Below are 23,065 nucleotides of genomic sequence, written 5' to 3' on the forward strand. Positions count from 1 at the left end.
ACAATGCGGCAATGCCGGAATCCGCCGACGACTCCATTCAACATGATCTCGCCATCGCCGGTGGCGGCGCCGGCGGCACGTTGCTGGCGATCCAGCTGTTGCGGCAAGCAGTTTCGCCGCTGCGGATCGCGCTGATCGAGCCGGCCGCACAGGTCGGCGACGGCGTCGCCTACGCTACCCGCCATCCCGGGCATGTGCTCAACGTGCCGGCACGCGGGATGAGCGCGTTCGCTTCGCAGCCCGACGACTTCGTCGATTTCCTCGCCGGACCCGGCGGCGACCGCGATGCGCTGGCCGCCACCTATGTCGAACGCCGGCGCTATGGTGAATATCTGCGCATGCGCCTGCAACAGGCACGGCAATCCTCGCCGGCTCGATTGCAGGTAGTGCAAGCTCGGGCCGTATCCATCGCCGCCACGCCGGCAGGCTGGCGGATGACGCTGGCCGACGGCACGACGGTGCAGGCCCGCGCCGTCGCCCTGGCGGTGGGCAATGCGCCGCGGCCGTTCCCGGCTTCGGGCGCGAGCAGCCTGCCCGCCGGTCGCTGCATCGCGGCCTGGGACACTCCGTCCCTGGCGAAGATCGATCCGGACGCCGACGTCTGCATCGCCGGCGCCGGCCTGAGCATGGTCGATGCGGTCCTTGCGCTGGTCGCCAATAGCCACCGTGGCCGCATCCGGGTGCTGTCGCGGCATGCGCTGGCTCCGCTGCCGCATGCCGCGTGCGCACCGGCCACTTTCGACCCGTCTGCGCTGCTGGCGATGACGCTGCAACAGCGGTGGCGCGCGCTGCGCGGGCACGTCCGCGATGCCGCGCAACGCGGGGAACCGTGGCAATCGGTGTTCGAGCGCCTGCGTCCGCACGGGCAAGCGCTGTGGCGATCACTGTCGGCAACCGACCAGCGCCGCTTCCTCCGGCACGCCGTCCGCTACTGGGACGTGCCCCGCCATCGCATCGCCCCGCAGGTGCATGCGCAGCTGTCGCAGCTGCGCGAACGCGGACAACTGCAATTGCAACGCGGACGCATCAATGCGGTCGCCATGGCCGGTAATCGCGTGCGCGTTTCCACCCGCAGCGCCGGCCGGATCGTGGAATTCGACGCCGACGTACTGCTGAATGCCACCGGCGTCGAAATGCAGGTCGCGGCTATGGGCAATCCTTTGCTGGACGATCTGCTCGGCCACGACCATGCCGTCGCCGGCCCCCACGGAATCGGCATCGCCACCGACGACACCGGCCGCGTGCTGGCGGCTGGCGGACGCGCATACGACGACCTGTTCGCCCTCGGCAGCCTGCGCATCGGCACGCTGTGGGAAAGCCTGGCGATCCCGGAACTGCGCGGCCAGGCCGGGGACGTGGCCGCATCGATGCTGCAGGCGCTGACGCTGCGCCAAGCCGGTACACTCCCCGCCACCTGAAGTCGCGGAGGGCGGCGTTGGTTTCCAGCTGGGTGCTGCTGTTGGTGTCGGTCGGCTATGCGGCGCTGCTGTTCGCGGTGGCGTGGTGGGGCGATCGCCATCCGCTGTATCCCGAGCGGCCGTGGCTGCGGCCGGTGGTCTACAGCCTGGCGCTGGCGGTGTACTGCTCGTCGTGGACGTTCTACGGTGCGGTCGGCACCGCCGCCCGTAACGGCATCGGTTATCTGCCGATCTATCTCGGCCCGGCGCTGATGATGCTGTTCGGCTGGCGCATCATCGAGCGGCTGGCGCTGATCGCGTACCACCAGAACACCGTCTCGATCGCCGACTTCATTTCCTCGCGCTACGGCCGCTCGCGGCGGCTGGCGGCGCTGGTCACCGTGATCGCCCTGGTCGGCATCGTTCCCTACCTGGCCCTGCAGTACAAGGCGGTGGCTATGAGTCTGGGCGTGCTGACCGGGCTGGATTCGGGCGAAGCCGGCTTCTTCGCCGACCCGGCGCTGTACGTGGCCCTGCTGATGGCGCTGTTCGCCACCCTTTTCGGCACCCGCCAGGTCGACGCCACCGAACACCACCACGGCATGATGCTGGCGATCGCGCTGGAGTCGGTGGTCAAGCTGGTGGCGATGGTGGCGGTGGGCGTGTTCGCCTGGGCCTGGCTGGGCGGCAGCGGGCACGTCGCCGACGCCGCGCGCACCCTGTATCTCAACACGCCACCGATGGGCTTCTTCACCCAGGTCGTGCTGAGCTTCCTGGCGATCCTGTGCCTGCCGCGGCAGTTCCACGTGGCGGTGGTCGAATGCGGCAACCCTGCCGACATCCGCCGTGCGCGCTGGTTGTTCGTCGCCTACCTGCTGGTGATCTCGCTGATGGTGGTGCCGATCGTCGGCGCCGGGGTGTCGGCGTTCGGCCATGCCGGCGGCGCCACCAACGACACCCTGGTACTGGCGCTGCCATTGAGCATGGGCCAGGACACACTGGCGCTGGTGGCCTACATCGGCGGTTTTTCCGCCGCCACCGGCATGGCCATCGTGGCCAGCATCGCCCTGGCCACGATGGTCAGCAACGATCTGGTGATGCCGGTGCTGCTGCGCCGCGGCTGGGCCACCCGCCATGCCGGCGCCGACGTGGCCTCGCTGGTGCTGTGGATCCGCCGCGCCACCATCGCCGGGCTGGCGCTGTGCGCCTACGCCTACTACCGCGGCAGCAACGGCAACGACAGTTCGCTGGCCACCTTCGGCCTGATCGCCTTCGCTGCGGTGGCGCAGTTCGCACCGGGCCTGATCGGCGGCCTGTATTGGCGCGGGGCCAGCCGCCGCGGAGTCGAGCTGGGCATGCTGATCGGCTTCCTGGTCTGGGCCTACACCCTGCTGCTGCCGACGCTGTCGGCTTCGGGCTGGCTGGGTCCGGAATGGCTTAGCACCGGCCCGTTCGGCATCGCCTGGCTGCGCCCGCAGCAGCTGTTCAACCAGGCCGGCTGGGACCCGCTGACCCACGGCACGTTCTGGTCGCTGCTGCTGAACACCGCGACGATGATGCTGGTCTCGACCCGCTGGAGGCCGAGCGTGGACGAACGGCTGAGCATCGCCCCGTTCCTGGACCCCTACGCGCAGCGGCAGACCCTGGTCAGCGGCGGCTGGCCCGGCAACGTGCGCGTGGCCGACCTGCTGGCGCTGGCCGAACGCGTGGTCGGCGAACGCCATGCGCGGCGTTCGTTCCAGGAACAGGCGCAGGCACTGAACCGCGAACTGCGCCCCGATGCGCTGGCCGACCGCGCCTGGGTGCAGTTCACCGAACGCCTGCTGGCCGCGGCGATCGGTGCCGCCTCGGCGCGACTGGTGCTGACCAGCGTGCTGCACGGCTCGGGCATGGAGCTGGCCGAAGTGGTCGCGGTGCTGGACGAAGCCGGGCAGGAGTTGCGCTTCAACCGCGAAATCCTCTCGGCCACGCTGGAAAACATCAGCGCCGGGGTCAGCGTGGTCGATCCGGAGATGCGCCTGGTGGCGTGGAATCGCCGCTACCAGCAGATGTTCGACTATCCCGAAGGCATGCTCTACGTCGGCCGCCCGGCCGCGGACCTGATCCGCTACAACGCCGAACGCGGCGAGCTGGGACTGGGCGACATCGAGGAGCAGGTGGCCAAGCGCGTCGACTACATGCGCGCCGGGTCGCCACACATCTTCGAGCGCGTACGCAGCGACGGCACCGTGTTCGAAATGCGCGGCCAACCGCTGCCCGGCGGCGGCTATGTCACCAGCTACAACGACGTCACCGATTTCAAGCGCGTCGAACAGGCGCTGCGCGAAGCCAACGAGACACTGGAACAGCGGGTGACCGAACGCAGCCGCGAAGCCGAGGCCGCGCAGCAGTCCAAGACCCGCTTCCTGGCCGCGATCGGCCACGACGTGCTGCAGCCGCTGAACGCGGCGCGGCTGTTCACCTCGGCCCTGCGCGAAACCGACGACCCGGCCGAGCAGACCCGGCTGGCCGAGCGCGTGGACACCTCGCTGCGCGCGGCCGAGGACCTGATCGACGGCCTGCTCGACGTGTCGCGGCTGGAAGCCGGCAACCTGCAGCCGCAGCTGGCCGACTTCGACGCCACCGCCATGCTGCGCGAACTGGCCGCGCAGTACGCGCCGACCGCCGCCGCGCGCAACCTGCGGCTGCGGGTGCACGGACCCCCGCTGCCGGTGCGCAGCGATCCGCTGATGCTGCGGCGAGTATTGCAGAACTTCATGGCCAACGCGCTGCGCTATACCCGTCACGGCCGTGTGCTGCTGGCCGCGCGCGGCCGCGGCGAGCGGGTCGAACTGCAGGTCTGGGACACCGGCCCCGGCATTCCGGACAACCACCTGCAGCAGATCTACAACGAATTCCACCGCTATCAGCAACCGTTCGACTGGGGCGAGCAGGGCCTGGGCCTGGGCTTGTCGATCTGCCAGCGCATCTCGCGCCTGCTCGGCCACGAACTCGGCGCGCGCAGCCGGATCGGCCACGGCAGCATGTTCTCGGTCTCGGTGCAGCGCGCCGCCGCCCTGCCGGCGCCGCAGGCACAGCCGGCGCGTCCAGGCGGCGACGGCAATGCGCTGGCCGGCCTGCGCGTGCTGTGCGTGGACAACGACCAGCAGATCCTGGAGGGCATGCGCGCCCTGCTGGGCCGCTGGCAGGTCGAGGTCGTCACCGCGACCACGGTGGACGAGGCGCTGGAGAAGATGACGCTGGCGCCGCAGGTGCTGCTGGTCGACTTCCACCTGCACGACCGCCTGAACGGGCTCGATGCGCTGGACGCGCTGCGCGCGGCGTCCACGCAGGGCACGGTGGCCGGCGCCCTGCTGACCGCCGATGGCCGCGACGAACTGAAGCAAGAGGCGCGCCGGCGCGGCTACCTGCTGCTGACCAAACCGTTGAAGCCGGCTTCGCTGCGCGCCTTCCTGGCGGCGCAGTTGGCGCCGCGCAAGGACGCCTGAAGCAGCGGCTCAGGCGCGCGCCACCACCGCCAGGGTCAGGCGCGAGATGCACACCGTCTTGCCGTCCTCGTTTTCGATCCGGATGTCCCAGAGCTGGGTACTGCGACCGATGTGCAGCGCGCGCGAGGTGCCGGTCACGGTGCCGCTGCGCACCGAACGCACGTGGTTGGCATTGATCTCCAGCCCCACCACCATTTCCTTGCGCGTATCCACGCACAGATTGCCGGCCATGCTGCCCAGGGTCTCGGCCAGCACCACCGAAGCGCCGCCATGCAGGATGCCGTAGGGCTGCACGGTGCGCGCATCCACCGGCATGGTGCCGCGCAGCCAGTCCTCGCCGGCCTCGGTGATGACAATGCCCAGATGCCGGACCAGGCTGTGCTCGGCACGTGCATTGATCGCGTCCAGGTCGACGGGGGAAAGAAACGCCATCTCGGTCTCCCGGCAGCCGCGGCCACCGTTGCAGGTCAGAGGAAAGGAGCCAGGCCGACGCCGAACCCCATCAGCATGCGCACGTAGATGGTGCGCATGCCCATATCGACTTCCGGGAAGTCGCCGACCGCACGATAGCACTTGCGGAAATCCGGATCATTGACCGGCAGCGGTTGCGGACATTCCGGGCCGGGCACGAATTCGTAGCTGGTGGCGTAGCGCCACGGCCAGACATCGAACACCGGCAGCGACGACGAAATCTTCTCCAGACTGTAGTTGAGCCCGGAGAACACCGGCGGCTTTTCGCGCGGCGCGATTACCCATGAGTTCTGCGGCGACATGTCGCGCCGGATGCTCTGCGCCAGTTTTTCGGCGAAGGCCGGGTCGTCGACGATCACCACGCCCTCGGTGTTCCACGAGTCCGAGCGCGGGTCGAAGTTGTGGGTGCCGACCATACCGATGCGCCCGTCCACCACCAGCGACTTGGCATGCAGGCCCGCACGCGCGCCGGTACGCTGCAACGGCACCGGCCGGGTGCCGGAGCCGGTGCTGAACGGCATCGGTGTGGCCTCGGTCCGCTGCATCCGCACGACCTCGTCGTCGCTTCCGTGTTCGCTGCCGCCGTCCACGACCTCGCCACGGTCCTGCAACCGTTGCGCGGCTTCGGCGATCGCGGCGTAGTCCAGCGGCGCGTCTTCCGGGAACGGCTTGTACTCGAACATCCGCATGCCCAGTTCGCGCAGGTAGTAGCGCTTGTACTTGTTGGCCACGCCGTAGACGATCAGGTGATCGGACGCGGCCAGACTGTTGGTCGAAGCGGTCACCTGCGGCGGCCGTTCGCGCTGGCGCAGGCTTTCGAACAGTTCGCGCGCCGGCTTGGACAACACCAGATAGGGCGTCTGCAGCAGGATGTCGTGCTGCGCATTCTCGACCAGCGACCACAGCTCGGTGGTGGCGGGGGTCGGGTTGCGTTCGGCGTCGCGGTGCGGCTTCGGCGGGTCGGCGATGTATTCGACCGGACCCAGCGCCATCGCCTGCGGCAGCAGTCGCGCATCGACCCGCGCGCCATCGCCGGCCAGTGCCGACATCGCCTCGACCCGCTGCGGGATCGCCGGTCGCGCCGGCGGCAGCGGCGGCACGCCCTCGCGCAGCAGCTGCCGGCCGACATCGTCCAGCCGCGCCACCGGCACGCTGCGGCGGTCGCCCCAGAACAGCTCGAAACTGGCCTCCATCTCCGCCACCGCAGGGCCCGCGACCAGCAGGTCGCGATCGCGGAAGTTGTACTGGCCGTCCCAGTCGAAATAGTCGTCCTGATAGTTGCGCCCGCCGGTGATTCCGACCTCGCCGTCGATCAGCAGCAGCTTGTTGTGCATGCGCTGGTTGAAGCGGCGGAAGCAGCACAGCGCGCTGCGCAGGTAGTCGAAGCGATCCAGCAGCGCCTTGTTCAGGACCGGGTTGTAGACCCGCAGGGACAGGTTGCGGTGGTAGCCCGACAGCGAGGCCAGCAGCTCCAGGTTGCCGATCGCCGACAGCTGGTCTACCAGGATGCGCACGCGCACACCGCGCCGGGCCGCGGCCATCAGTTCGTCCAGCACCAGCCGCGCGCTGTCGTCGTGGTCGAAGATGTAGGTCTGCAGGTCGATGCTGGCCCGCGCGCTGCGGATCAGGTTCACCCGCGCCAGCAGCGAGTCCTGGCCGTAGTCGAGGATCATCGCGTAATGCCGCGGTTGCTCCGGCGCGGATTCGGCCAGCGCCCGCTCGCCCAGTTCGCGCAGCGACGACGCCTGCGCGCAGGCGTCGGCCACCCGGCAATCGACCACCTGCGAGCGCGCCTGCTCGGCGATCGCCTGCGCCTGCGCGCGCTGCGCCTCGGACAGCGACGCGCAACCGCCGCCGGCCAGCAGTGCAATCAGCAGCAGAAATCGGATCGTCCGGCTCATTGGCCGGTATTTTCGCGCAACCTCGCGTTGAGGACGAACACCACCGGGTCGCCGACCGCCAGCTTCCAGTCATCCATGCCGTAATCGCTGCGGCTCACGGTGCCGGTGGCCACCGCCTCGCAATCGAAGCCCGGACGCGCGCAGGCCGGTGGCTGCATCGTCAGGGTCCGGGTATGCGCCACCCCGCGGATGCTCAGTTCGCCGGCCAGTTCGCCGCCATCGGTCAATAGCGCCGGATCGTAGGGCTGCGAACGGAAGGTCACCGCCGGATGGCGATCGGCGTCGAAGAACCGCTCGCTGCGGGCAATCTTCGTGTAACGGGGATGACCGATGATTTCGATACTGCCGGTCTCCATCCGCAGCAGCACCTGATGGCGGCCGTCGGCCAGCCGCAGCACGCGGCCTTCGAACCGGTGGAAGCGGCCTTCCAGGGTCTGCCCCCAGCGCGTGCTCAACTCGAAACCGAGCCGGGTGTGTTCGGCATCGAGGGTGGCGAATGTGACTTCTCCGGCATTCAGACCGGCGGCGGCGAACAGCAACGACAGCGCCGCCCAGGCCCGCGCACGCACGGGGTTATGGCCACCAGAAGGCGGCGAGCTTGGCGATGCCCGGCTCGATGACGGCGTCGGCCGGCAGGCTCAGCACGGCCACAGCGGCCGGCGGCATGCCGCGGTAATCGCCGGACTGGCCACTGTACAGCAGCGCCGCCAGCTGTTCGAAGCCGGGATTGTGGCCGACCATCAACAGGCGTTCGACCTCGCGATGGCGGTCGGCCAGCGTCGCCAGATCGCCCGGCGAGGCTTCGTAGATCGACTCTTCCAGCTGGCAATCCAGTCCCGGAATCGCCTCCTGCAACGCCGACAGCGTCTCCCGCGTGCGCCGCGCCGGCGAGCACAGCACCCGGTCCGGGTGCCAGCGATGCTCGGCCAGCCAGGCCGCCGCCGCCCGCGCCTCGCCCAGTCCGTGCGCCGACAGCGGGCGGTCGATGTCCGCCTGCCCCGGCGCCGACGGCTCGGCATGGGCGTGGCGCAGCAGGATCAGTTCGCGCATTGCGTGCAGGCCTCCCGGCGGCTCAGGCTTTCTTGATCCACTTCAGCAGCGGCTCCCAGTCGCCCTGATGGTCACGCACCTGGGCCGAGTGGTAGTCGAACAGGCTGCGCCCGAGTCCGGCCAGCACCACGTAGGCCTGGGTGTCGCGCAGCTGCGCCACCACCGGGTAGGGCCAGGTCTTCAGCATCTCCACCGCCTGCTGGGTGGCATTGGTCCAGGGCTTGCTGCGGTTGACCACCAGGCCCACCGGCAGCTTGCGCTTGTGCACCCGCGGCACCTTGGCCAGCGTGTTCAGGAAGCCCACGGTGGCCTCCATGTCCAGCCCCGAGGGCATCACCGGCACCACCACCGCATCGGCGTGGTCGAGGAAGGTGGACAGGTCGTCGGCCATCGCCCCGGCCGGGGCGTCGATGATCACCCGCTGCGCGTCCTCCGGCAGCCAGGCCCGCCAGGCGCGCTTGCCGCTGCCGTCGATCGGCAGCACCGCGCTTTCCAGCTCCGCCCGCCGCTGCGCCCAGCGGGTCGAGGAACCCTGCGGGTCGGCATCCACCAGTACCGTGCGCTTGCCTTCCAGCGCCGAATGCGCGGCCAGGTTGGTCGCGACGGTCGTCTTGCCCGCGCCGCCCTTGGAGCTGGCGACCAGAATCGTCTTCATGCGCTCACCTCTGTACGGGGAAGCCGCAGGGTACACCGGCCCGCGCGTCCGGGGAAACCTCGGTCCGGGGCCGTGTTCGGCCATCGCTCTGCTATCGTTCGGCTCCCTGGACGACGGATCCTCCATGAGCGAGCTGCAAGACCTGACCGCGCTGATCCGCGCCAATACCCCGTTGATCGTCATCGAGACCCGCGACGAGGGCCGCGTGGTCGAACTGTTCCGGCAGAGTCTGGCCCAGACCTGGCGCGCGCTGTACCGCTGGTCGATCACCGAGGGCATGCGCCGGATCGACCTGGACCGCGAGGATCCGCCGCAGGGGCCGCCGGATTCGAGCGCGGCCCTGCACGCCATCAAGCAGGCCGACCAGCGCGGGATCTACCTGCTGCTGGATTTCCACCCCTACCTCGGCTACGCCGGCAGCCAGCGCCACCTGCGCGACATCGTGCAGCGCCGGCATTGCCTGCCGCACGTGCTGGTGCTGGTCGGCGCCAAGGTCGAACTGCCGCCGGAACTGGAACAGGTCGCGGTCCGCTTCAACCCGCGCCTGCCCGATGCCAACGCACTGCTGAAGATGGTCCGCGAAGAGGCGGTCGAATACGCCCGCGAACACGGTGGGCGCCGGGTCGAAGTCGACGACCTTGCGGTGCGGCAGATCGTTCGCAACCTGGGCGGACTCAATCTGGTCGATGCGCGCCGCATCGCCCGCCAGCTGATCTACGCCGACGGCGCGCTCGGCCCGGGCGACCTGCCGCAACTGGCACGGCTGAAATTCGAATTGCTCAACCGCAGCGGCCATCTGCATTACGAATACGACACCGCCGCCTTCGCCGAGGTGGCCGGCGCGCGGCGGATGAAGCGCTGGATCGAGCAGCGACGCGCGGTGTTCATCGGCGGCGACGCGCCGCCCGGCCTGGACCCGCCCAAGGGCGTGCTGCTGCTGGGCGTGCAGGGCTGCGGCAAGTCGATGCTGGCCAAGGCCACCGCCGCCGGCTTCGGCGTGCCGCTGCTGCGGCTGGATTTCGGCACCCTGTACGACAAGTACCACGGCGAAACCGAGAAGAACCTGCGCGCCGCGCTGGCTTCGGCCGAGCAACTGGCCCCGTGCGTGCTGTGGATCGACGAGATCGAGAAAGGCCTGGCCGCCGGCAGCGGCGACGGCGACGGCGGCGTGTCGCGCCGTGTGCTGGGCTACCTGCTGACCTGGATGGCCGAACGCAAGAGCCAGGTGTTCCTGATCGCCACCGCCAACCAGGTGCACGAACTGCCAGCCGAACTGCTGCGCAAGGGCCGCTTCGACGAGATCTTCTTCGTCGACCTGCCCGACGCCGCCACCCGGGTCGAGTTGCTGCGCCTGCACCTGGGCAAACGGCAACTTGCGGCGGATGCCTTCAATCTGTCCGCGCTGGCCGCCGCCAGCGACGGCTTTTCCGGCGCCGAAATCGAGCAGGCCATCGTCTCGGGCCTGTACGCGGCCCATGCCGAAAGCCGACCGCTGGACACCGAGTTGCTGATGCAGGAAATCCACGGCACCCGACCGCTGTCGGTGCTGATGGCCGAACAGGTGCAGTCACTGCGCGACTGGGCGCGCGAGCGGACCGTACCGGCGGACTAAATCAGTTCGGCGGCGTCTCCGGTTGCCAGTCCTCCGGCGGCGTGGGCGAAACTCCACGCAGGCGCAGGCGCTCTGCGATCAGCGCCATCTCGGAATCGATTCCCGGCTTATCGATCAGCTGCACGACTTCGGCAATATCCTGAGCATCAGTCAGATCCGTTGCCCGGCCATACAGGTTTTCTATCTCCCAGGCATATTGCCGGCGCAAACGTTTAGCTTGCCTCGCCAGCTCGGGTGCATCACCCGCTTGCTCCAGCATAGAGATGCCGATGGATCGACCAATCAACGTGTCAGAGTGATCGACCAGGGTTTGCGCGGCGTCCAGACAATGCTGCCGTCTATCGTCCACTTGCAACGCTTCATCCCGGCAAGATCGTGTCAACGGGGTAAGGCTGGGCAATGCATATGCCGCCGACACGGCAAACGCCATGATCGACGCCATGCTTTCTGCTGAATAGCCTTGCTCCCGACCTGCCTGCATTTCCCTTTCGCTCTGCGGATGGGCACGAAAGACTCCAGTCAGGTACCGAATCAAGTCGTAGTAGTGCATCTCGAAGCGTCTGGCTTCCTCTGCCCGGGACAACATCATTTCTCCGGCTTCATCCACGAAAGCCAACGGCGCCAGGTTGTCCGGCTCCAGCGCCTGCCATCGCGACGCGGCCACATCCCGCAACTCGATGTCCTTCGACCTGATTCCCACCTGGACCGCCAGCACCAGCGCGATCGGGTCGTCACTGGCATCGACTCTGGCAAGCAGCCCGTCATCGGCAACCACACTGGCGTCCGATCCAGATTGAAGCAGCCGCGCCAGCAGTTGTTCGCGAAGTCCGTCCTCGTGACGCAATGCTTCGGCGACGCGATGCGGGTAATCGAAAGCTTCCGTAGCGGCAGAAGCTTCTTCCGCCATGGCCGGGAAAATCGCGCCAGTGGCCAGCGCCAACGCAAAAACAGCATTGGCTTTCCATTTACCCGAACCCTGCATGCCGGACTCCTTCCGAACGAGTGTCTTGCCCACTATACCTGCAGCCGGATTCCTGGAAGGTCCTTCGCTCAGGCGAAGTGCCGCAGCACCCACATCCACGCCGGCAGGGTGACCAGCGACAGCACGATGCCGTAGCCAACCAGCGCTGCGGACAGACGCGGGGCCAGATTGTGCGAGATCGCCAGCGCGGCGGCGGTAATCATGGTCGGCATGGCCGATTCCAGCACGTTGGCCTGCAGCATCTCGCCGCGCATGCCGAACGCCAGCGACAGCGGCAACGCAATCGCCGGCATCACCACCAACCGCAACAGCAGGCCCACCAGCAGCGGCTTGACCTCGGTCCGCGGCAGCCGCAACTGGATCGAAAGCCCCACTGCCAGCATCACCAGCGGCAGCAAGGCATCGGCCAGCTTCTGCAGCGCCGCGGCGATCCACGGCGGCGGCTGTTCCGGCATCACCGTCAGGCCGGCAACCAGCGCCCACATCGGCGGAAACGTCGCGATCCGGCGGACGATCTGCCCTGCCGTCGGCCGCGCATCGCCGCTGTAGCGTGCCAGCACGTACAGGCCGAAGGTCGACAGCAGCACGAAGGATCCGAACTGATCGTACACCACCGCATACGGCAGGGCCTGCTCGCCAAGCAGGGCACGCACCATCGGATAACCGATGAAGCTGCTGTTGCACAGCGCCACGCAGACCAGCAGCACCGCATGCTCGTCGCGGCGGAACTTCAGCCAGCGCGTGGCCAGCGATACCAGCAGCACCGTCGCCAGCGCCAGCAGCCACGGGGTCGCGGCCACGCCCAGCAGCGCCGCCTGCATGTGCAGCCGCGGCAGGTAGATCAGCACCGCCGCCGGCAGGCACAGGTACAGCACCACGCGGTTCAGCGTTTCGGCGGCGTTGTCGGGAAACGTGCGCAGGCGCGCGAACAGCATGCCCAGTCCCAGCATGGCCAGGATCAGGGCGAAGGCATCAAAGGCCATCGGCGGACGTGGGGAAAGGGGTGGGGAGCGTCATTATCCGCCTTTTGCCGAACCGCCCCGTCCCGGCGGCCAGCGCAGGCGTCGGGGAATCAGTAGCCGGCGGCCTGGCCGTCCTTGCGGCTTTCGCTGGCACCGTAATACACGCCGGTATCCGCATCGCGGCGGATCGCCTGATAGCCGCCATACGGCCCCAGCGCCCATTCGACGTGGTGGCCCATAGCCATCAGGGCGCGCACCGTTTCGTAGGCAAACCCCGACTCCAGTTGCACCACGCCGCCATCGGACATGGCGGTGTTCTGCCCGGTCGGCTCGGTGGAACCGTCGTGCTGGATACGCGGCGCGTCGCCGGCTTCCTGCAGATTCATGCCGAAATCGACCAGGTTCATCACGATCTGCACGTGGCCCTGGGGCTGCATCGCCCCGCCCATCACGCCGAAACTGGCCCAGGGCTTGCCGTCCTTGGTGATGAAGGCCGGGATGATGGTCTGGAACGGCCGCTTGCCCGGCGCATAGCAGTTGGGATGCGGCGCCTCGCCCTCACAGCCTTTCAGCACAAACATCTCGCCGCGATCCTGCAGGATGAAGCCCAGCCCGGTCGGCGCCATCCCGCTACCCATGCCGCGATAGTTGGACTGGATCAGCGAAACCATCATCCCATCGGCGTCAGCGACGGTCATGTAGATGGTGTCGCCCTCGTCCAGTTCGGCCGGGGTCGCCGGCTGCGCTTCGCGCAATGGCCGGTCGGCGGAAATCAGTCGTGCCCGCTGTCGCGCATACGGCTTGGACACCAGCTTGGCGACCGGAAGCCGGCCGAATGCCGGATCGGCATACCAGTGCGCGCGATCGGCAAAGGCAAGCTTCTTGGCCTCGACGAACAGATGCACGTGCTCGGCGCTGGCATACGCGATCCTGGAGAAGTCATAGGTCTCCAGGATGTTCAGCATCTGCAGCGCGGCGATGCCCTGGCTGTTGGGCGGCAGCTCCCAGACGTCGTAGCCGCGATAATTGGTGCCGACCGGCTCGACCCATTCGCCGTGATGCGCCGCCAGATCCTCGTAGGACAGGAAACCGCCGTTGGCCTTGAAGTAGGCGTCGATGCGATGCGCAATCTCGCCCTTGTAGAAGGCATCGCGACCACCGTCGGCGATCTGCTGCAGGGTTGCGGCCAGGTTGGGGTTCTTCCACAACTCGCCCTTGCGCGGCGCACGGCCATCGATGGTGAACTGCTCGGCGAAACCCGGGAACTTCGACAACCGTGGCACCGAGCGACCCCAGTAGTAGGCGATGGTCTCGGCTACCGGATGGCCCTCGCGCGCATAGCGGATCGCCGGCGCCAGGTTGTCGCGCATCGACAGGCGGCCGAACCGTTCGTGCAGGGCGAACCAGCCGTCGACCGCCCCCGGCACGCTGACCGGCAGCGGCCCCAGCGCGGGAATATCGTCCAACCCGCGATCTCGGAACTCCTGCAGTGTGAGCGAACGCGGCGAACGGCCGGAACCGTTGTAGCCGTACAGCTTGCCGGTCTTCGGGTCCCAGACGATGGCGAACAGATCGCCGCCAATGCCGTTACTGGTCGGCTCCATCAGCCCCAGCGCCGCATTCGCCGCGATCGCCGCATCGACCGCGCTGCCGCCCTGCTTCATCACGTCCAGCGCGATCTGGGTCGCCAGTGGATGCGACGTGGCCGCCATCGCGTGCGGCGCGATCACTTCCGAGCGGGTGGCGAAATCCCGGCCGGTAATGCGGTCGGCGGCGGCCAGCGAAAAAGCCAGCAGGAAAGCGGGTATCAGCAACAACGAACGATGCATGCGCGACTCCCGGAATCCCTAATAGCTTGCCCAGCTCAAATGGCCCAATCGCATTTCCTACACGGACCTTTGTTGCGCAAATCCCTCAATCACGACGGAACCAGCCGGTAATGCTGTAACGGGCGTCCAACGCCCATGGAGTCACCTGGCTGACGATGTGTGGTTGAGGCACTTTGAACAAACTGAGCGAATTCCACCGCGGCACGAAGGTTTCTTCCACGGCGCCATCTTTTCCTTGGAACATCAGCAACCCGCCCCAGTCGGCCTGCCAGTTCCGGCTCAGGTTGATCACGTAAGCATATGCGCGGTCTTCATCATGCGCCTTGTCATCGTGAAGTCGGAGAAAGTGTCCGGACCGGTAGCGAGCCGCAATCGCACTGACCATGCGAATTTTGGTATCGCCGGTCAATTCTTTCGCGAATTCGATGAATTCCGGGCTATTGAGAAAATCCACCACGACATGCAACACGAGCCCCGGATCCTTGCCATCCCGACGAGCCTCGATCATGCGATAGCGATCGAAAAGGAATTCGAAACCGTTCCTGGCGCGACGCCAAGATTCACGCATGCGTTCAGCATCTAGACGCATCGGGTCTAGTCCACTCCCGCGCTCCAAGGAAATCAATGGCGACGTATCCGCGCGCTGGCCTACGCCCCAAGGCACTTCGGATTGCAGGCAGTGACGCAATCGTTGCGCCGAAGCCTCCTGTAAAAAACCAGGTATTTGCACCCGCCGCGCTTCCTGCAACCTTCTTGCGTACGGACCAATGTCCAGTTCATTGCTGATCATGCGATGTCGTGCCGCTTCCTTGTTGCCTCAACCTCAAGACCTTGCCATCACGGCACGCTCTGCGTCATGGCCAAGCTGGGGGATTCTGCAGCCAAGCCGCCTGCACTTCGCCCAGCGTTGCACGTTCCTGTTCGCTCCAATCTGGCAGCAGCGCTGAGAAGTTTGCCGTACTGCTCCATTGCGATGGCTCGGTCCGCACCGCCGCGGCATACCATTGCACGGCCTCGTCCTTGCGGTCCGTGGTCCACAGGGCCAAAGCCAGCGTTGGCGGCATCCAGGACGGCCCACCGATCGCATCGGTCGCCAGCTGCGCCCATGCGTCCAGCGCCGCCTGCGTCTCACCGTGGCGGAACATATCCCAACCGTAGTTCCAGCGGATCGTCCGACCTTGGATACTCTTGGCTTGACTGGCATCTAGGGCAGCCTGGTACAACGATGTCGCAAGATCCGTCCTACCTTCGCCGAACGCATAATGCGCCAGCTGCGCCGTCGCCTCCACTCGCCTGCGTCCACGTTCACGCTCCTTCTGTAGCTTCTCAACCAGAGCATCACCCTCGGCCTCGACGACCCGGATGGGTTCGGCCGTCCGATCCTCGTCGAAATAGAATTCCTTGGGCTTGGGCACGTTCACCTGTGCCTGGGCCGCGAATACGAGCAGCAGTAGCCCCGTGAAAAGGGCCGCCCTATGGCAGTGCCTCACTGAATAATCCCCATGATTCCAAGCCTCCCCACCGCATCCTAACCGCTGCGGCGCACAAATTGGGAGTGATGCGGTTCACGTTTCCGCCACTGCTACAATCGCGCCCTCTCCACCCGCCGGGTTTGTATCGCCGGAAGTCACGCCAGCCGACCCATGACCAGCACCGCCGAACTTACCTCGCCCGCCTCCGCGGATTCCCCGCTGCTCGACACGCTGGATACCGACTACACGCTCGACCACAAGTACACCCGCACCGACGGCCGCATCTACCTGAGCGGTGTGCAGGCGCTGGTGCGGTTGCCGCTGATGCAGCAGCTGCGCGATACCGCGGCCGGGCTGAACACCGCCGGCTTCATCAGCGGCTACCGCGGCAGCCCGCTGGGCGGTTTCGACCTGGAACTGTGGCGCGCGCGCAAGCACCTGGAACAGGCCGCGGTGAAGTTCCAGCCGGGACTGAACGAGGACCTGGGCGCAACCATGGTCTGGGGCACCCAGCAGACCAACCTGTTCCCCGGCGCCAAGGTCGATGGCGTGTTTGGCATGTGGTACGGCAAGGGTCCCGGCGTGGACCGCTGCGGCGACGTGTTCAAGCACGCCAATGCCGCCGGCACTTCCAAACACGGCGGTGTGCTGGTGCTGGCTGCCGACGACCACGCCTGCCGCAGCTCGACCCTGCCGCACGGCAGCGAGGACGAGTTCGTCAGCGCGATGATGCCGGTGCTCAACCCGGCCGGCGTGCAGGACATCCTCGACCTGGGCGTGGTCGGCTGGGCGATGAGCCGCTATACCGGCCGCTGGATCGGCTTCAAGACCATCGCCGAGACAGTGGAATCCTCGGCCTCGGTGGATGTGAATCCGTTCGCGCGGACGATCCTGCTGCCGGAAGATTTCGAACTCCCGCCCGGTGGCTTGAACATCCGCTGGCCCGATCCGCCGCTGGACCAGGAGATGCGCCTGCACCGTTATGCGGTGAGGGCGACGCAGGCCTTCGCCCGCGCCAATGGCGTCGACCGCATCGTGCTGGATTCGCCGCGCGCGCGGTTGGGCATCGTCACCACCGGCAAGAGCTATCTGGACGTGTTGCAGGCGCTGGAATACCTGGGCCTGGACGCGCAGGCCTGCGCCGAGATCGGCATCCGCGTGTACAAGGTCGGCATGACCTGGCCGCTGGAGCCGCAGGGCATCGCCGATTTCGCCCGCGGCCTGGAAGACATCGTGGTGGTCGAGGAGAAACGCGCCTTCATCGAGCGGCAGATGAAGGAGTACTTCTACAACTGGCCGGCCGGCGCCGGACCGCGGCCGTCGATCGTCGGCAAGTACGACGAACACGGCGAATGGATCCTGCCCAGCACCGGCGAACTGACCCCGCCGACCATCGCCGGGGTGATCGGCAAGCGCATCCAGCGCTTTTTCACCACCGAGTCCATCGAGCAGCGGCTGCGCTGGATGGAGGAGAAGGAAGCCGAGATGGCCCTGCCGCGGGCCAATTTTCCGCGCGTGCCGCACTACTGCAGCGGCTGTCCGCACAACACCTCCACCGTGGTGCCGGAAGGCTCGCGCGCGCTGGGCGGCATCGGTTGCCACTACATGGTGACCTGGATGGACCGCAGCACCGACACCTTCACCCACATGGGTGGCGAAGGCGTCACCTGGTCCGGGCAGACGCCGTTCACCGATACCGCGCACGTGTTCCAGAACCTCGGCGACGGCACCTTCTTCCATTCCGGGTCGCTGGCAGTGCGGCAGTCGATCGCCACCGGCGTCAACATTACCTACAAGATTCTCTACAACGATGCGGTGGCGATGACCGGCGGGCAGCCGGTCGACGGTGTGCTGTCGGTGCCGCAGATCGCGCACATGATGCGCGCCGAGGGCGTGCAGACCATCGTGGTGGTGTCCGACGAGCCGGGCAAATGGAGCCGGCCGGAGATCTTCCCGTCCGCGGTGGAGTTCTTCGACCGCCGCCAACTGGACGATGTGCAGAAGCGGCTGCGCGAGGTCAAGGGCGTCTCCATCCTGATCTACGACCAGGTCTGCGCCACCGAAAAGCGTCGCCGGCGCAAGCGCGGCAAGCTGGCCGACCCGGCCAAGCGCACTCTGATCAACACCCTGGTCTGCGAAGGCTGTGGCGACTGCGGGGTAAAGAGCTTCTGCGTCTCGGTGCTGCCGAAGGAAACCGAATTCGGCCGCAAGCGCGAGATCGACCAGTCCAACTGCAACAAGGACTTTTCCTGCGTCGAAGGCTTCTGCCCCAGCTTCGTCACCGTGCACGGCGGTCAGTTGCGCAAGGGCAGCCAATCCAGCACCGGCTCGCGGCTGGACAATCTGCCGGATCCGGTGTTCCGCAGCGCGCTGGAGCAGCCCTGGAACATCCTGATCACCGGCGTCGGCGGCACCGGCGTAGTGACCATCGGCGCCCTGCTCGGCATGGCCGGGCACCTGGAAGGCAAGGGCGCCACCGTGCTGGACCAGACCGGACTGGCGCAGAAGGGTGGCGCGGTCACCACCCATATCCGCATCGCCCGCCAGCCCGAGGACATCCATGCCGTGCGCATCGCCGCCGGCGAAGCCGATCTGGTGCTCGGTTGCGACATGGTGGTGGTCAACGACTACTGGGCGCTGTCCAAAGTGCGCGGCGAACGCTCGCAGGTGGTGCTGAACACCTACGAAGCCATGCCCGGCACCTTCACCACCCATCCGGACATGCAGTTCCCGGCGGCCGAAATCGTCGCCGGCGTGCGTGTGGCCCTCGGCGGCCGTGACCCGCTGCTGCTGGACGCCACCGGTCTGGCCACCGCCCTGCTCGGCGACGCCATCGCCAGCAACCTGTTCATGCTCGGCTATGCCTGGCAACAAGGGCTGGTGCCGGTGTCGTTCGACGCCTTGATGCGCGCAATCGAACTGAACGGCGCCGCGGTGGAGATGAATCGCCGCGCCTTCGCCTGGGGTCGGCTGGCCGCCATCGATCCGCAGGCCGTGCAGGAAGCCGCCGGCCTGATCCGCAACCCCGCCACCGACAGCGAGCGCACGCCGCTGAACCTGAAAGTGTTGCCGCCGGGCGAATGGGAGCGCAGCGAGTGGGGCGCCAACGCCGCACCGCGCAACCCCGACAACGAACGCGAATTGCGCGGCCTGCCCGAAGGCGGCGGCGGCGGCGATGGCGACGACGGCCCGGCCCTGCTGCCGCTGGACGACCTGCGCCTGTCGCGCTCGCTGGACGAACTGATCGCCCGCCGCATCGCCTTCCTGACCGACTACCAGGACGCCGCCTATGCCCGACGTTACGCCGAGCGCGTCTCCCGCGTGCGCTCGGTCGAAGCGCTGAAGGCGCCCGGCTCCACCGCACTGGCCGAAGCAGTGGCGCGCTACTACTTCAAGCTGATGGCCTACAAGGACGAGTACGAAGTGGCGCGGCTGTATGCCAGCGACGAATTCCGCCGCCGGCTGCAGCAGCAGTTCGAAGGCGACTACCGCCTGCACTTCCACCTGGCACCACCGCTGCTGGCGAAAAAGGACGCGCGGGGCCGGCTACAGAAACGCGAATACGGTCCGTGGGTGTTCACCGCATTCAAGTTGCTGGCCAGGCTGAAGTTCCTGCGCGGCGGACTGTTCGACGTATTCGGCCGAACCGCCGAGCGCCGCGGCGAGCGCCAGCTGATCGCGGACTACGAAAACACCGTGGACGAACTGCTGGAATCGCTGTCGCCGGCCAACCTGGAACTGGCCACCGAGATCGCCAGCGTGCCCGACCACATCCGCGGCTACGGACACGTCAAGGAAGCCAATCTGCACAAGGCCAAGACACGCGAAGCCGAACTGCTGCAGCGCTTCCGCGATCCGCTCGCGATGGCGGCAGCCGAAGAAGCCGCCTGAGGCCCGTCAACGCATCGCTGCTGTCTTCTCCCACACCAGGCAGCGGTTGTTGGCCGGCATCGCGCAGTCTTCGCGCAGGTTCAGGCCGATATCGCATGCCAGCGCATCGACGGCCTCGAAATCACGGATGCCCGAACGCGAATCGCGCGTCTTCAGCCAGGCGTCGAAATCGCGGTTGCTGTCGCTGCTGAATGCACCGTCGTAATTGAACGGCCCGTACACCGCCAGCACTCCGCCGGGCGCCAGTACGCGGCCGATGCCGACAAAGCAAGCCTCGACCTCCGCCCAGCCCATGATATGCAGGCTGTTGGCACTGAATACCGCATCGAACGGCCCCCGCGGCCAGTCGCCGGCCACGTCCAGTTCCAGCGGCGACGGCGTGTTGGCCAGCGCCGCTTCGTCCAGCCACTGGCGGATGCCGGGCAGCTGCGCGGCGCGATCGCTGCACTGCCACACCAGCCACGGCATCGCTGCGGCGAAGTGCACCGCATGCTGGCCGGTGCCGCTGGCGATCTCCAGTACCTTGCCGGCATTGCCGAAATGCTGCTGCAAGACCTCCAGGATCGGCTCGCGATTACGTTCGCAGGCCGGCGCGAACGGCTTGTCTGCGCCCATCCCGCGCCTCAGCCGGCGTTGCGGACGAAGAAGCGCTTGCTGGCGCCTTCGCCGCCGCGCTCCTCGATGCCGAAATGCTTCGGGTGCGCCTTGAACAGGTCGCTGAGCTTGCGGTAGCCGTACAGGCGGGTGTCGAAGTCCGGCCGCACCTTGTTGAGATAGCTGCCGACACTGCCGAGGAAGGCCCAGCCCTGGTCGTCGCCGGTTTCGTCGATCGCCTGGCGGATCAGCCTCAACGGCAGCGCTTCGTTCCTGTCGCCGCCGGGCGTAGCCTTTTCCGGCGTCGGCGCCGGCTTGCTTGCTGTCTTTTTCGCCGCCTTTTTGGCCGGCTTGGCCGGGGCGGGCTCCGGTGCGTTGCGCAACACCTCGGTATAGATGAACTTGTCGCAAGCCTGGACGAAGGCATCCGGCGTCTTGCGTTCGCCGAAGCCGTACACGGTCAGGCCTTCCTCGCGCAGGCGCTGGGCCAGGCGGGTGAAATCGCTGTCGCTGGAGACCAGACAGACCCCATCGAAGCGGCGCGTGTACATCAGGTCCATCGCATCGATGATCAGCGAGCTGTCGGTGGCGTTCTTGCCGCTGGTATAGGCGAACTGTTGCACCGGGTTGATCGAATGCTTCAGCAGCGCCTGTTTCCACTGGGTCATCCGCGTGCTGGTGAAATCGCCGTAGATGCGCTTGACGCTGGCCACGCCGTATCGCGCCACCTCCTCCAGCAGCCCTTCGATGACCGCCGGCTGGGCGTTGTCTGCGTCGATCAGCACCGCCAGGCGCGGCTGTTCGTCGTCGTGTTCGGGCTTGGCGTCCTGTCGAGGCTTCATTCGCGGTATCCCGCAGCAATCGTTGCCGCATTGTGCATCAGTCGGCACGGACATGACGTGCGGCCCTTGACGCAAGCATGCATGATGACCAAAGTCCATCGCTGGTCCCTGTCCGGATATCCACGATGCGCAGACGTGATTTCATTGCCGGTTCCGGTCTCGGTCTGGCCGGGTGGATGCTGCCGCATTCGCGCCTGATCGCCGCCGAACAGTTGCTGTCCGCCCTGGATCCGGCCCACAAGAAACATCTTGCCGACGCCGCGCTGGCGGCGGCGAAACAGGCCGGCGCCAGCTACTGCGACGTGCGTATCGGCCGCTACCTGCGCCAGTTCGTCATCACCCGCGAGGACAAGGTGCAGAACGTGGTCAACACCGAGTCCACCGGCACCGGCGTGCGCGTGATCGCCGATGGCGCCTGGGGCTTCGCCGCCACCAACCGGCTGACCGCCGACGGCGTCGCCGAGGCTGCGCGCCAGGCGGTGGCGATCGCCAAGGCCAACAGCAAGACCCAGACCGCGCCGGTGCAGCTGGCCGCGACTCCCGGCGTTGGCGAGGTCAGCTGGAGGACCCCGATCAAGAAGAATGCGATGGAAGTGCCGATCAAGGACAAGGTCGAGTTGCTGTTGTCGGTCAACGCCGCCGCGCAGAACGCCGGTGCCGATTTCGTTGCCTCGCGCATGTTCCTGGTCAACGAGCAGAAGTACTTCGCCAGTACCGATGGCTCCTACATCGATCAGGACGTGCACCGTATCTGGACGCCGATGACGGTCACCGCGATCGACAAGGACAGCGGCAAGTTCCGCACCCGCGACGGGCTGTCGGCACCGATGGGCATGGGCTACGAATATCTGGACGCCAATCCGGCCGACAAACTGCAACTGCCTGGCGGAGCCGTCGCCTACACGCAGTCCTACGATGTGCTGGAAGATGTGGTCGCCGCAACCAAACAGGCCCGCGCCAAGCTGAGCGCGCCGTCGGTCAAGCCCGGCAAATACAACCTGGTCATTGACCCGACCAACCTGTTCCTGACCATCCACGAGTCGGTCGGCCATCCGTTGGAACTGGATCGCGTGCTCGGCTACGAGGCCAACTACGCCGGCACCAGCTTCGCCACTCTCGACAAGCGCGAGGCCGGCTTCCGCTGGGGCAGCGAGATCGTCAATTTCTTCGCCGACAAGACCCAGCCGGGCAGCCTCGGTTACGTCGGCTACGACGACGAGGGCGTCAAGACCAAGCGCTGGGACCTAGTCAAGGACGGCATCCTGGTCGACTACCAGACCATCCGCGACCAGGCCCACATCCTCGGCAAGACCGCCTCCGACGGCTGCTGCTACGCCGATTCCTGGTCCAGCGTGCAGTTCCAGCGCATGGCCAATGTTTCGCTGGCCCCCAGCAAGGCCAAACTCCCGGTCGCCGACATGATCAAGGACGTCGAGGACGGCATCTACATCCTGGGGCGTGGCTCGTATTCGATCGACCAGCAGCGCTACAACGCCCAGTTCGGCGGCCAGCTGTTCTACGAGATCAAGAACGGGCAGATCACCCGCCAGATCGAGGATGTGGCCTACCAGATCCGCACCCCGGAGTTCTGGAACGCCTGCTCGGCGATCTGCGACGACAGCGACTACCGCTTGGGCGGCTCGTTCTTCGACGGCAAGGGCCAGCCGGGACAGGTTTCGGCGGTCTCGCACGGCTCGTCCACCGCCCGCTTCGACGGCATCAACGTCATCAATACCGCGCGATCGCTGGGCTGATTCGCCAGAATCCGCAAAACGACCACGTCGCGCACGGCATGACTATCGTCATTTGACCCGGCGCATCGGGCATGGCCAGAATCGGAAACTCGACAACGGCCTGTTCGCGACAACGGGGCAACGAGGCACGATCTTCCTTTCCTCCCGCCGTGATCGTCACGGCAC

Annotated in this window: 17 protein-coding genes; 5 read left to right on the forward strand and 12 right to left on the reverse strand. The window is 66.9% G+C overall.

Annotated elements, in window-relative coordinates; translation table 11 throughout:
- Positions 1–11 precede the first annotated feature (11 nt).
- Positions 12–1,418 (forward strand): FAD/NAD(P)-binding protein, encoded by a 1,407-nt coding sequence (locus tag CSC70_RS01700; RefSeq protein ID WP_162454901.1) that lies wholly within the window; start codon positions 12–14, stop codon positions 1,416–1,418.
- 17 nt (positions 1,419–1,435) lie between these two features.
- Complete coding sequence (locus CSC70_RS01705) at positions 1,436–4,885, forward strand: hybrid sensor histidine kinase/response regulator (RefSeq protein WP_162454902.1); 3,450 nt, start codon at positions 1,436–1,438, stop codon at positions 4,883–4,885.
- A gap of 9 nt (positions 4,886–4,894) precedes the next feature.
- On the opposite strand, the gene CSC70_RS01710 is transcribed toward CSC70_RS01705, so the two are convergent.
- Genes CSC70_RS01710 through CSC70_RS01730 form a run of 5 tightly spaced genes read right to left on the reverse strand, consistent with a single transcriptional unit; the run spans position 4,895 to position 8,962 of the window.
- Complete coding sequence (locus CSC70_RS01710; RefSeq protein WP_162454903.1) at positions 4,895–5,317, reverse strand: hotdog fold thioesterase; 423 nt, start codon at positions 5,315–5,317, stop codon at positions 4,895–4,897.
- Positions 5,318–5,352: 35 nt separating this feature from the next.
- Positions 5,353–7,257 carry a phospholipase D family protein gene (locus tag CSC70_RS01715; protein WP_162454904.1) on the reverse strand — a complete coding sequence of 635 codons (1,905 nt, stop codon included), beginning with the start codon at positions 7,255–7,257 and terminating at the stop codon, positions 5,353–5,355.
- Positions 7,254–7,826, reverse strand: a complete 573-nt coding sequence (locus CSC70_RS01720; RefSeq protein WP_246189289.1) for a YceI family protein — start codon at positions 7,824–7,826, stop codon at positions 7,254–7,256. Before CSC70_RS01720 ends, CSC70_RS01715 begins: the two co-directional genes overlap by 4 nt.
- 4 nt (positions 7,827–7,830) lie before the next feature.
- Positions 7,831–8,307, reverse strand: coding sequence for a SixA phosphatase family protein (locus CSC70_RS01725; protein WP_162454905.1), 477 nt, complete (start codon positions 8,305–8,307; stop codon positions 7,831–7,833).
- 22 nt (positions 8,308–8,329) lie between these two features.
- Positions 8,330–8,962 carry a ParA family protein gene (locus CSC70_RS01730; RefSeq protein ID WP_162454906.1) on the reverse strand — a complete coding sequence of 211 codons (633 nt, stop codon included), beginning with the start codon at positions 8,960–8,962 and terminating at the stop codon, positions 8,330–8,332.
- Between the two features lie 124 nt (positions 8,963–9,086).
- On the opposite strand from CSC70_RS01730, the gene CSC70_RS01735 reads away from it, so the two are divergent.
- Positions 9,087–10,574, forward strand: a complete 1,488-nt coding sequence (locus tag CSC70_RS01735) for an AAA family ATPase (RefSeq protein WP_162454907.1) — start codon at positions 9,087–9,089, stop codon at positions 10,572–10,574.
- Position 10,575: 1 nt separating this feature from the next.
- Here CSC70_RS01735 and CSC70_RS01740 read toward each other — a convergent pair whose 3' ends face one another.
- From CSC70_RS01740 to CSC70_RS01760, 5 genes are all read right to left on the reverse strand, one after another.
- Positions 10,576–11,556 (reverse strand): hypothetical protein, encoded by a 981-nt coding sequence (locus tag CSC70_RS01740; RefSeq protein WP_162454908.1) that lies wholly within the window; start codon positions 11,554–11,556, stop codon positions 10,576–10,578.
- Positions 11,557–11,624: 68 nt separating this feature from the next.
- Positions 11,625–12,539, reverse strand: a complete 915-nt coding sequence (locus CSC70_RS01745; RefSeq protein WP_162454909.1) for an AEC family transporter — start codon at positions 12,537–12,539, stop codon at positions 11,625–11,627.
- A gap of 89 nt (positions 12,540–12,628) precedes the next feature.
- Positions 12,629–14,347, reverse strand: a complete 1,719-nt coding sequence (ggt, locus tag CSC70_RS01750; RefSeq protein ID WP_162454910.1) for a gamma-glutamyltransferase — start codon at positions 14,345–14,347, stop codon at positions 12,629–12,631.
- A gap of 85 nt (positions 14,348–14,432) precedes the next feature.
- Positions 14,433–15,137, reverse strand: coding sequence for a 2OG-Fe(II) oxygenase (locus CSC70_RS01755; RefSeq protein WP_162454911.1), 705 nt, complete (start codon positions 15,135–15,137; stop codon positions 14,433–14,435).
- A gap of 64 nt (positions 15,138–15,201) precedes the next feature.
- A complete protein-coding gene (locus CSC70_RS01760; RefSeq protein WP_246189290.1) occupies positions 15,202–15,768 on the reverse strand; it encodes a tetratricopeptide repeat protein in 567 nt (188 codons plus the stop codon).
- A 222-nt stretch (positions 15,769–15,990) separates the two neighbouring features.
- On the opposite strand from CSC70_RS01760, the gene CSC70_RS01765 reads away from it, so the two are divergent.
- A complete protein-coding gene (locus tag CSC70_RS01765) occupies positions 15,991–19,710 on the forward strand; it encodes an indolepyruvate ferredoxin oxidoreductase family protein (RefSeq protein ID WP_162454912.1) in 3,720 nt (1,239 codons plus the stop codon).
- Positions 19,711–19,716: 6 nt separating this feature from the next.
- Here CSC70_RS01765 and CSC70_RS01770 read toward each other — a convergent pair whose 3' ends face one another.
- Positions 19,717–20,325 (reverse strand): DUF938 domain-containing protein, encoded by a 609-nt coding sequence (locus CSC70_RS01770; RefSeq protein WP_162454913.1) that lies wholly within the window; start codon positions 20,323–20,325, stop codon positions 19,717–19,719.
- 8 nt (positions 20,326–20,333) lie between these two features.
- On the reverse strand, positions 20,334–21,146 hold the full coding sequence (locus CSC70_RS01775; RefSeq protein WP_162454914.1) for an NYN domain-containing protein: 813 nt from the start codon (positions 21,144–21,146) through the stop codon (positions 20,334–20,336).
- Between the two features lie 125 nt (positions 21,147–21,271).
- Here CSC70_RS01775 and CSC70_RS01780 point away from each other — a divergent pair, with 125 nt between their 5' ends.
- On the forward strand, positions 21,272–22,900 hold the full coding sequence (locus tag CSC70_RS01780) for a TldD/PmbA family protein (RefSeq protein ID WP_162454915.1): 1,629 nt from the start codon (positions 21,272–21,274) through the stop codon (positions 22,898–22,900).
- Positions 22,901–23,065: the final 165 nt, after the last annotated feature.

Origin of the sequence: Pseudoxanthomonas kalamensis DSM 18571 (genome assembly GCF_010211745.1) — a bacterium.
Classification (GTDB): domain Bacteria; phylum Pseudomonadota; class Gammaproteobacteria; order Xanthomonadales; family Xanthomonadaceae; genus Pseudoxanthomonas_A; species Pseudoxanthomonas_A kalamensis.

Bases quoted from the DNA above. Each gene is read 5' to 3' on its own strand.
- CSC70_RS01745 (WP_162454909.1), bottom strand. From the start codon at position 12,539: ATGGCCTTTGATGCCTTCGCCCTGATCCTGGCCATGCTGGGACTGGGC.
- CSC70_RS01770 (WP_162454913.1), bottom strand. From the start codon at position 20,325: ATGGGCGCAGACAAGCCGTTCGCGCCGGCCTGCGAACGTAATCGCGAG.
- ggt (WP_162454910.1), bottom strand. From the start codon at position 14,347: ATGCATCGTTCGTTGTTGCTGATACCCGCTTTCCTGCTGGCTTTTTCG.
- CSC70_RS01740 (WP_162454908.1), bottom strand. From the start codon at position 11,556: ATGCAGGGTTCGGGTAAATGGAAAGCCAATGCTGTTTTTGCGTTGGCG.
- CSC70_RS01780 (WP_162454915.1), top strand. From the start codon at position 21,272: ATGCGCAGACGTGATTTCATTGCCGGTTCCGGTCTCGGTCTGGCCGGG.
- CSC70_RS01715 (WP_162454904.1), bottom strand. From the start codon at position 7,257: ATGAGCCGGACGATCCGATTTCTGCTGCTGATTGCACTGCTGGCCGGC.
- CSC70_RS01775 (WP_162454914.1), bottom strand. From the start codon at position 21,146: ATGAAGCCTCGACAGGACGCCAAGCCCGAACACGACGACGAACAGCCG.
- CSC70_RS01710 (WP_162454903.1), bottom strand. From the start codon at position 5,317: ATGGCGTTTCTTTCCCCCGTCGACCTGGACGCGATCAATGCACGTGCC.
- CSC70_RS01765 (WP_162454912.1), top strand. From the start codon at position 15,991: ATGACCAGCACCGCCGAACTTACCTCGCCCGCCTCCGCGGATTCCCCG.
- CSC70_RS01725 (WP_162454905.1), bottom strand. From the start codon at position 8,307: ATGCGCGAACTGATCCTGCTGCGCCACGCCCATGCCGAGCCGTCGGCG.
- CSC70_RS01735 (WP_162454907.1), top strand. From the start codon at position 9,087: ATGAGCGAGCTGCAAGACCTGACCGCGCTGATCCGCGCCAATACCCCG.
- CSC70_RS01700 (WP_162454901.1), top strand. From the start codon at position 12: ATGCCGGAATCCGCCGACGACTCCATTCAACATGATCTCGCCATCGCC.
- CSC70_RS01730 (WP_162454906.1), bottom strand. From the start codon at position 8,962: ATGAAGACGATTCTGGTCGCCAGCTCCAAGGGCGGCGCGGGCAAGACG.
- CSC70_RS01755 (WP_162454911.1), bottom strand. From the start codon at position 15,137: ATGATCAGCAATGAACTGGACATTGGTCCGTACGCAAGAAGGTTGCAG.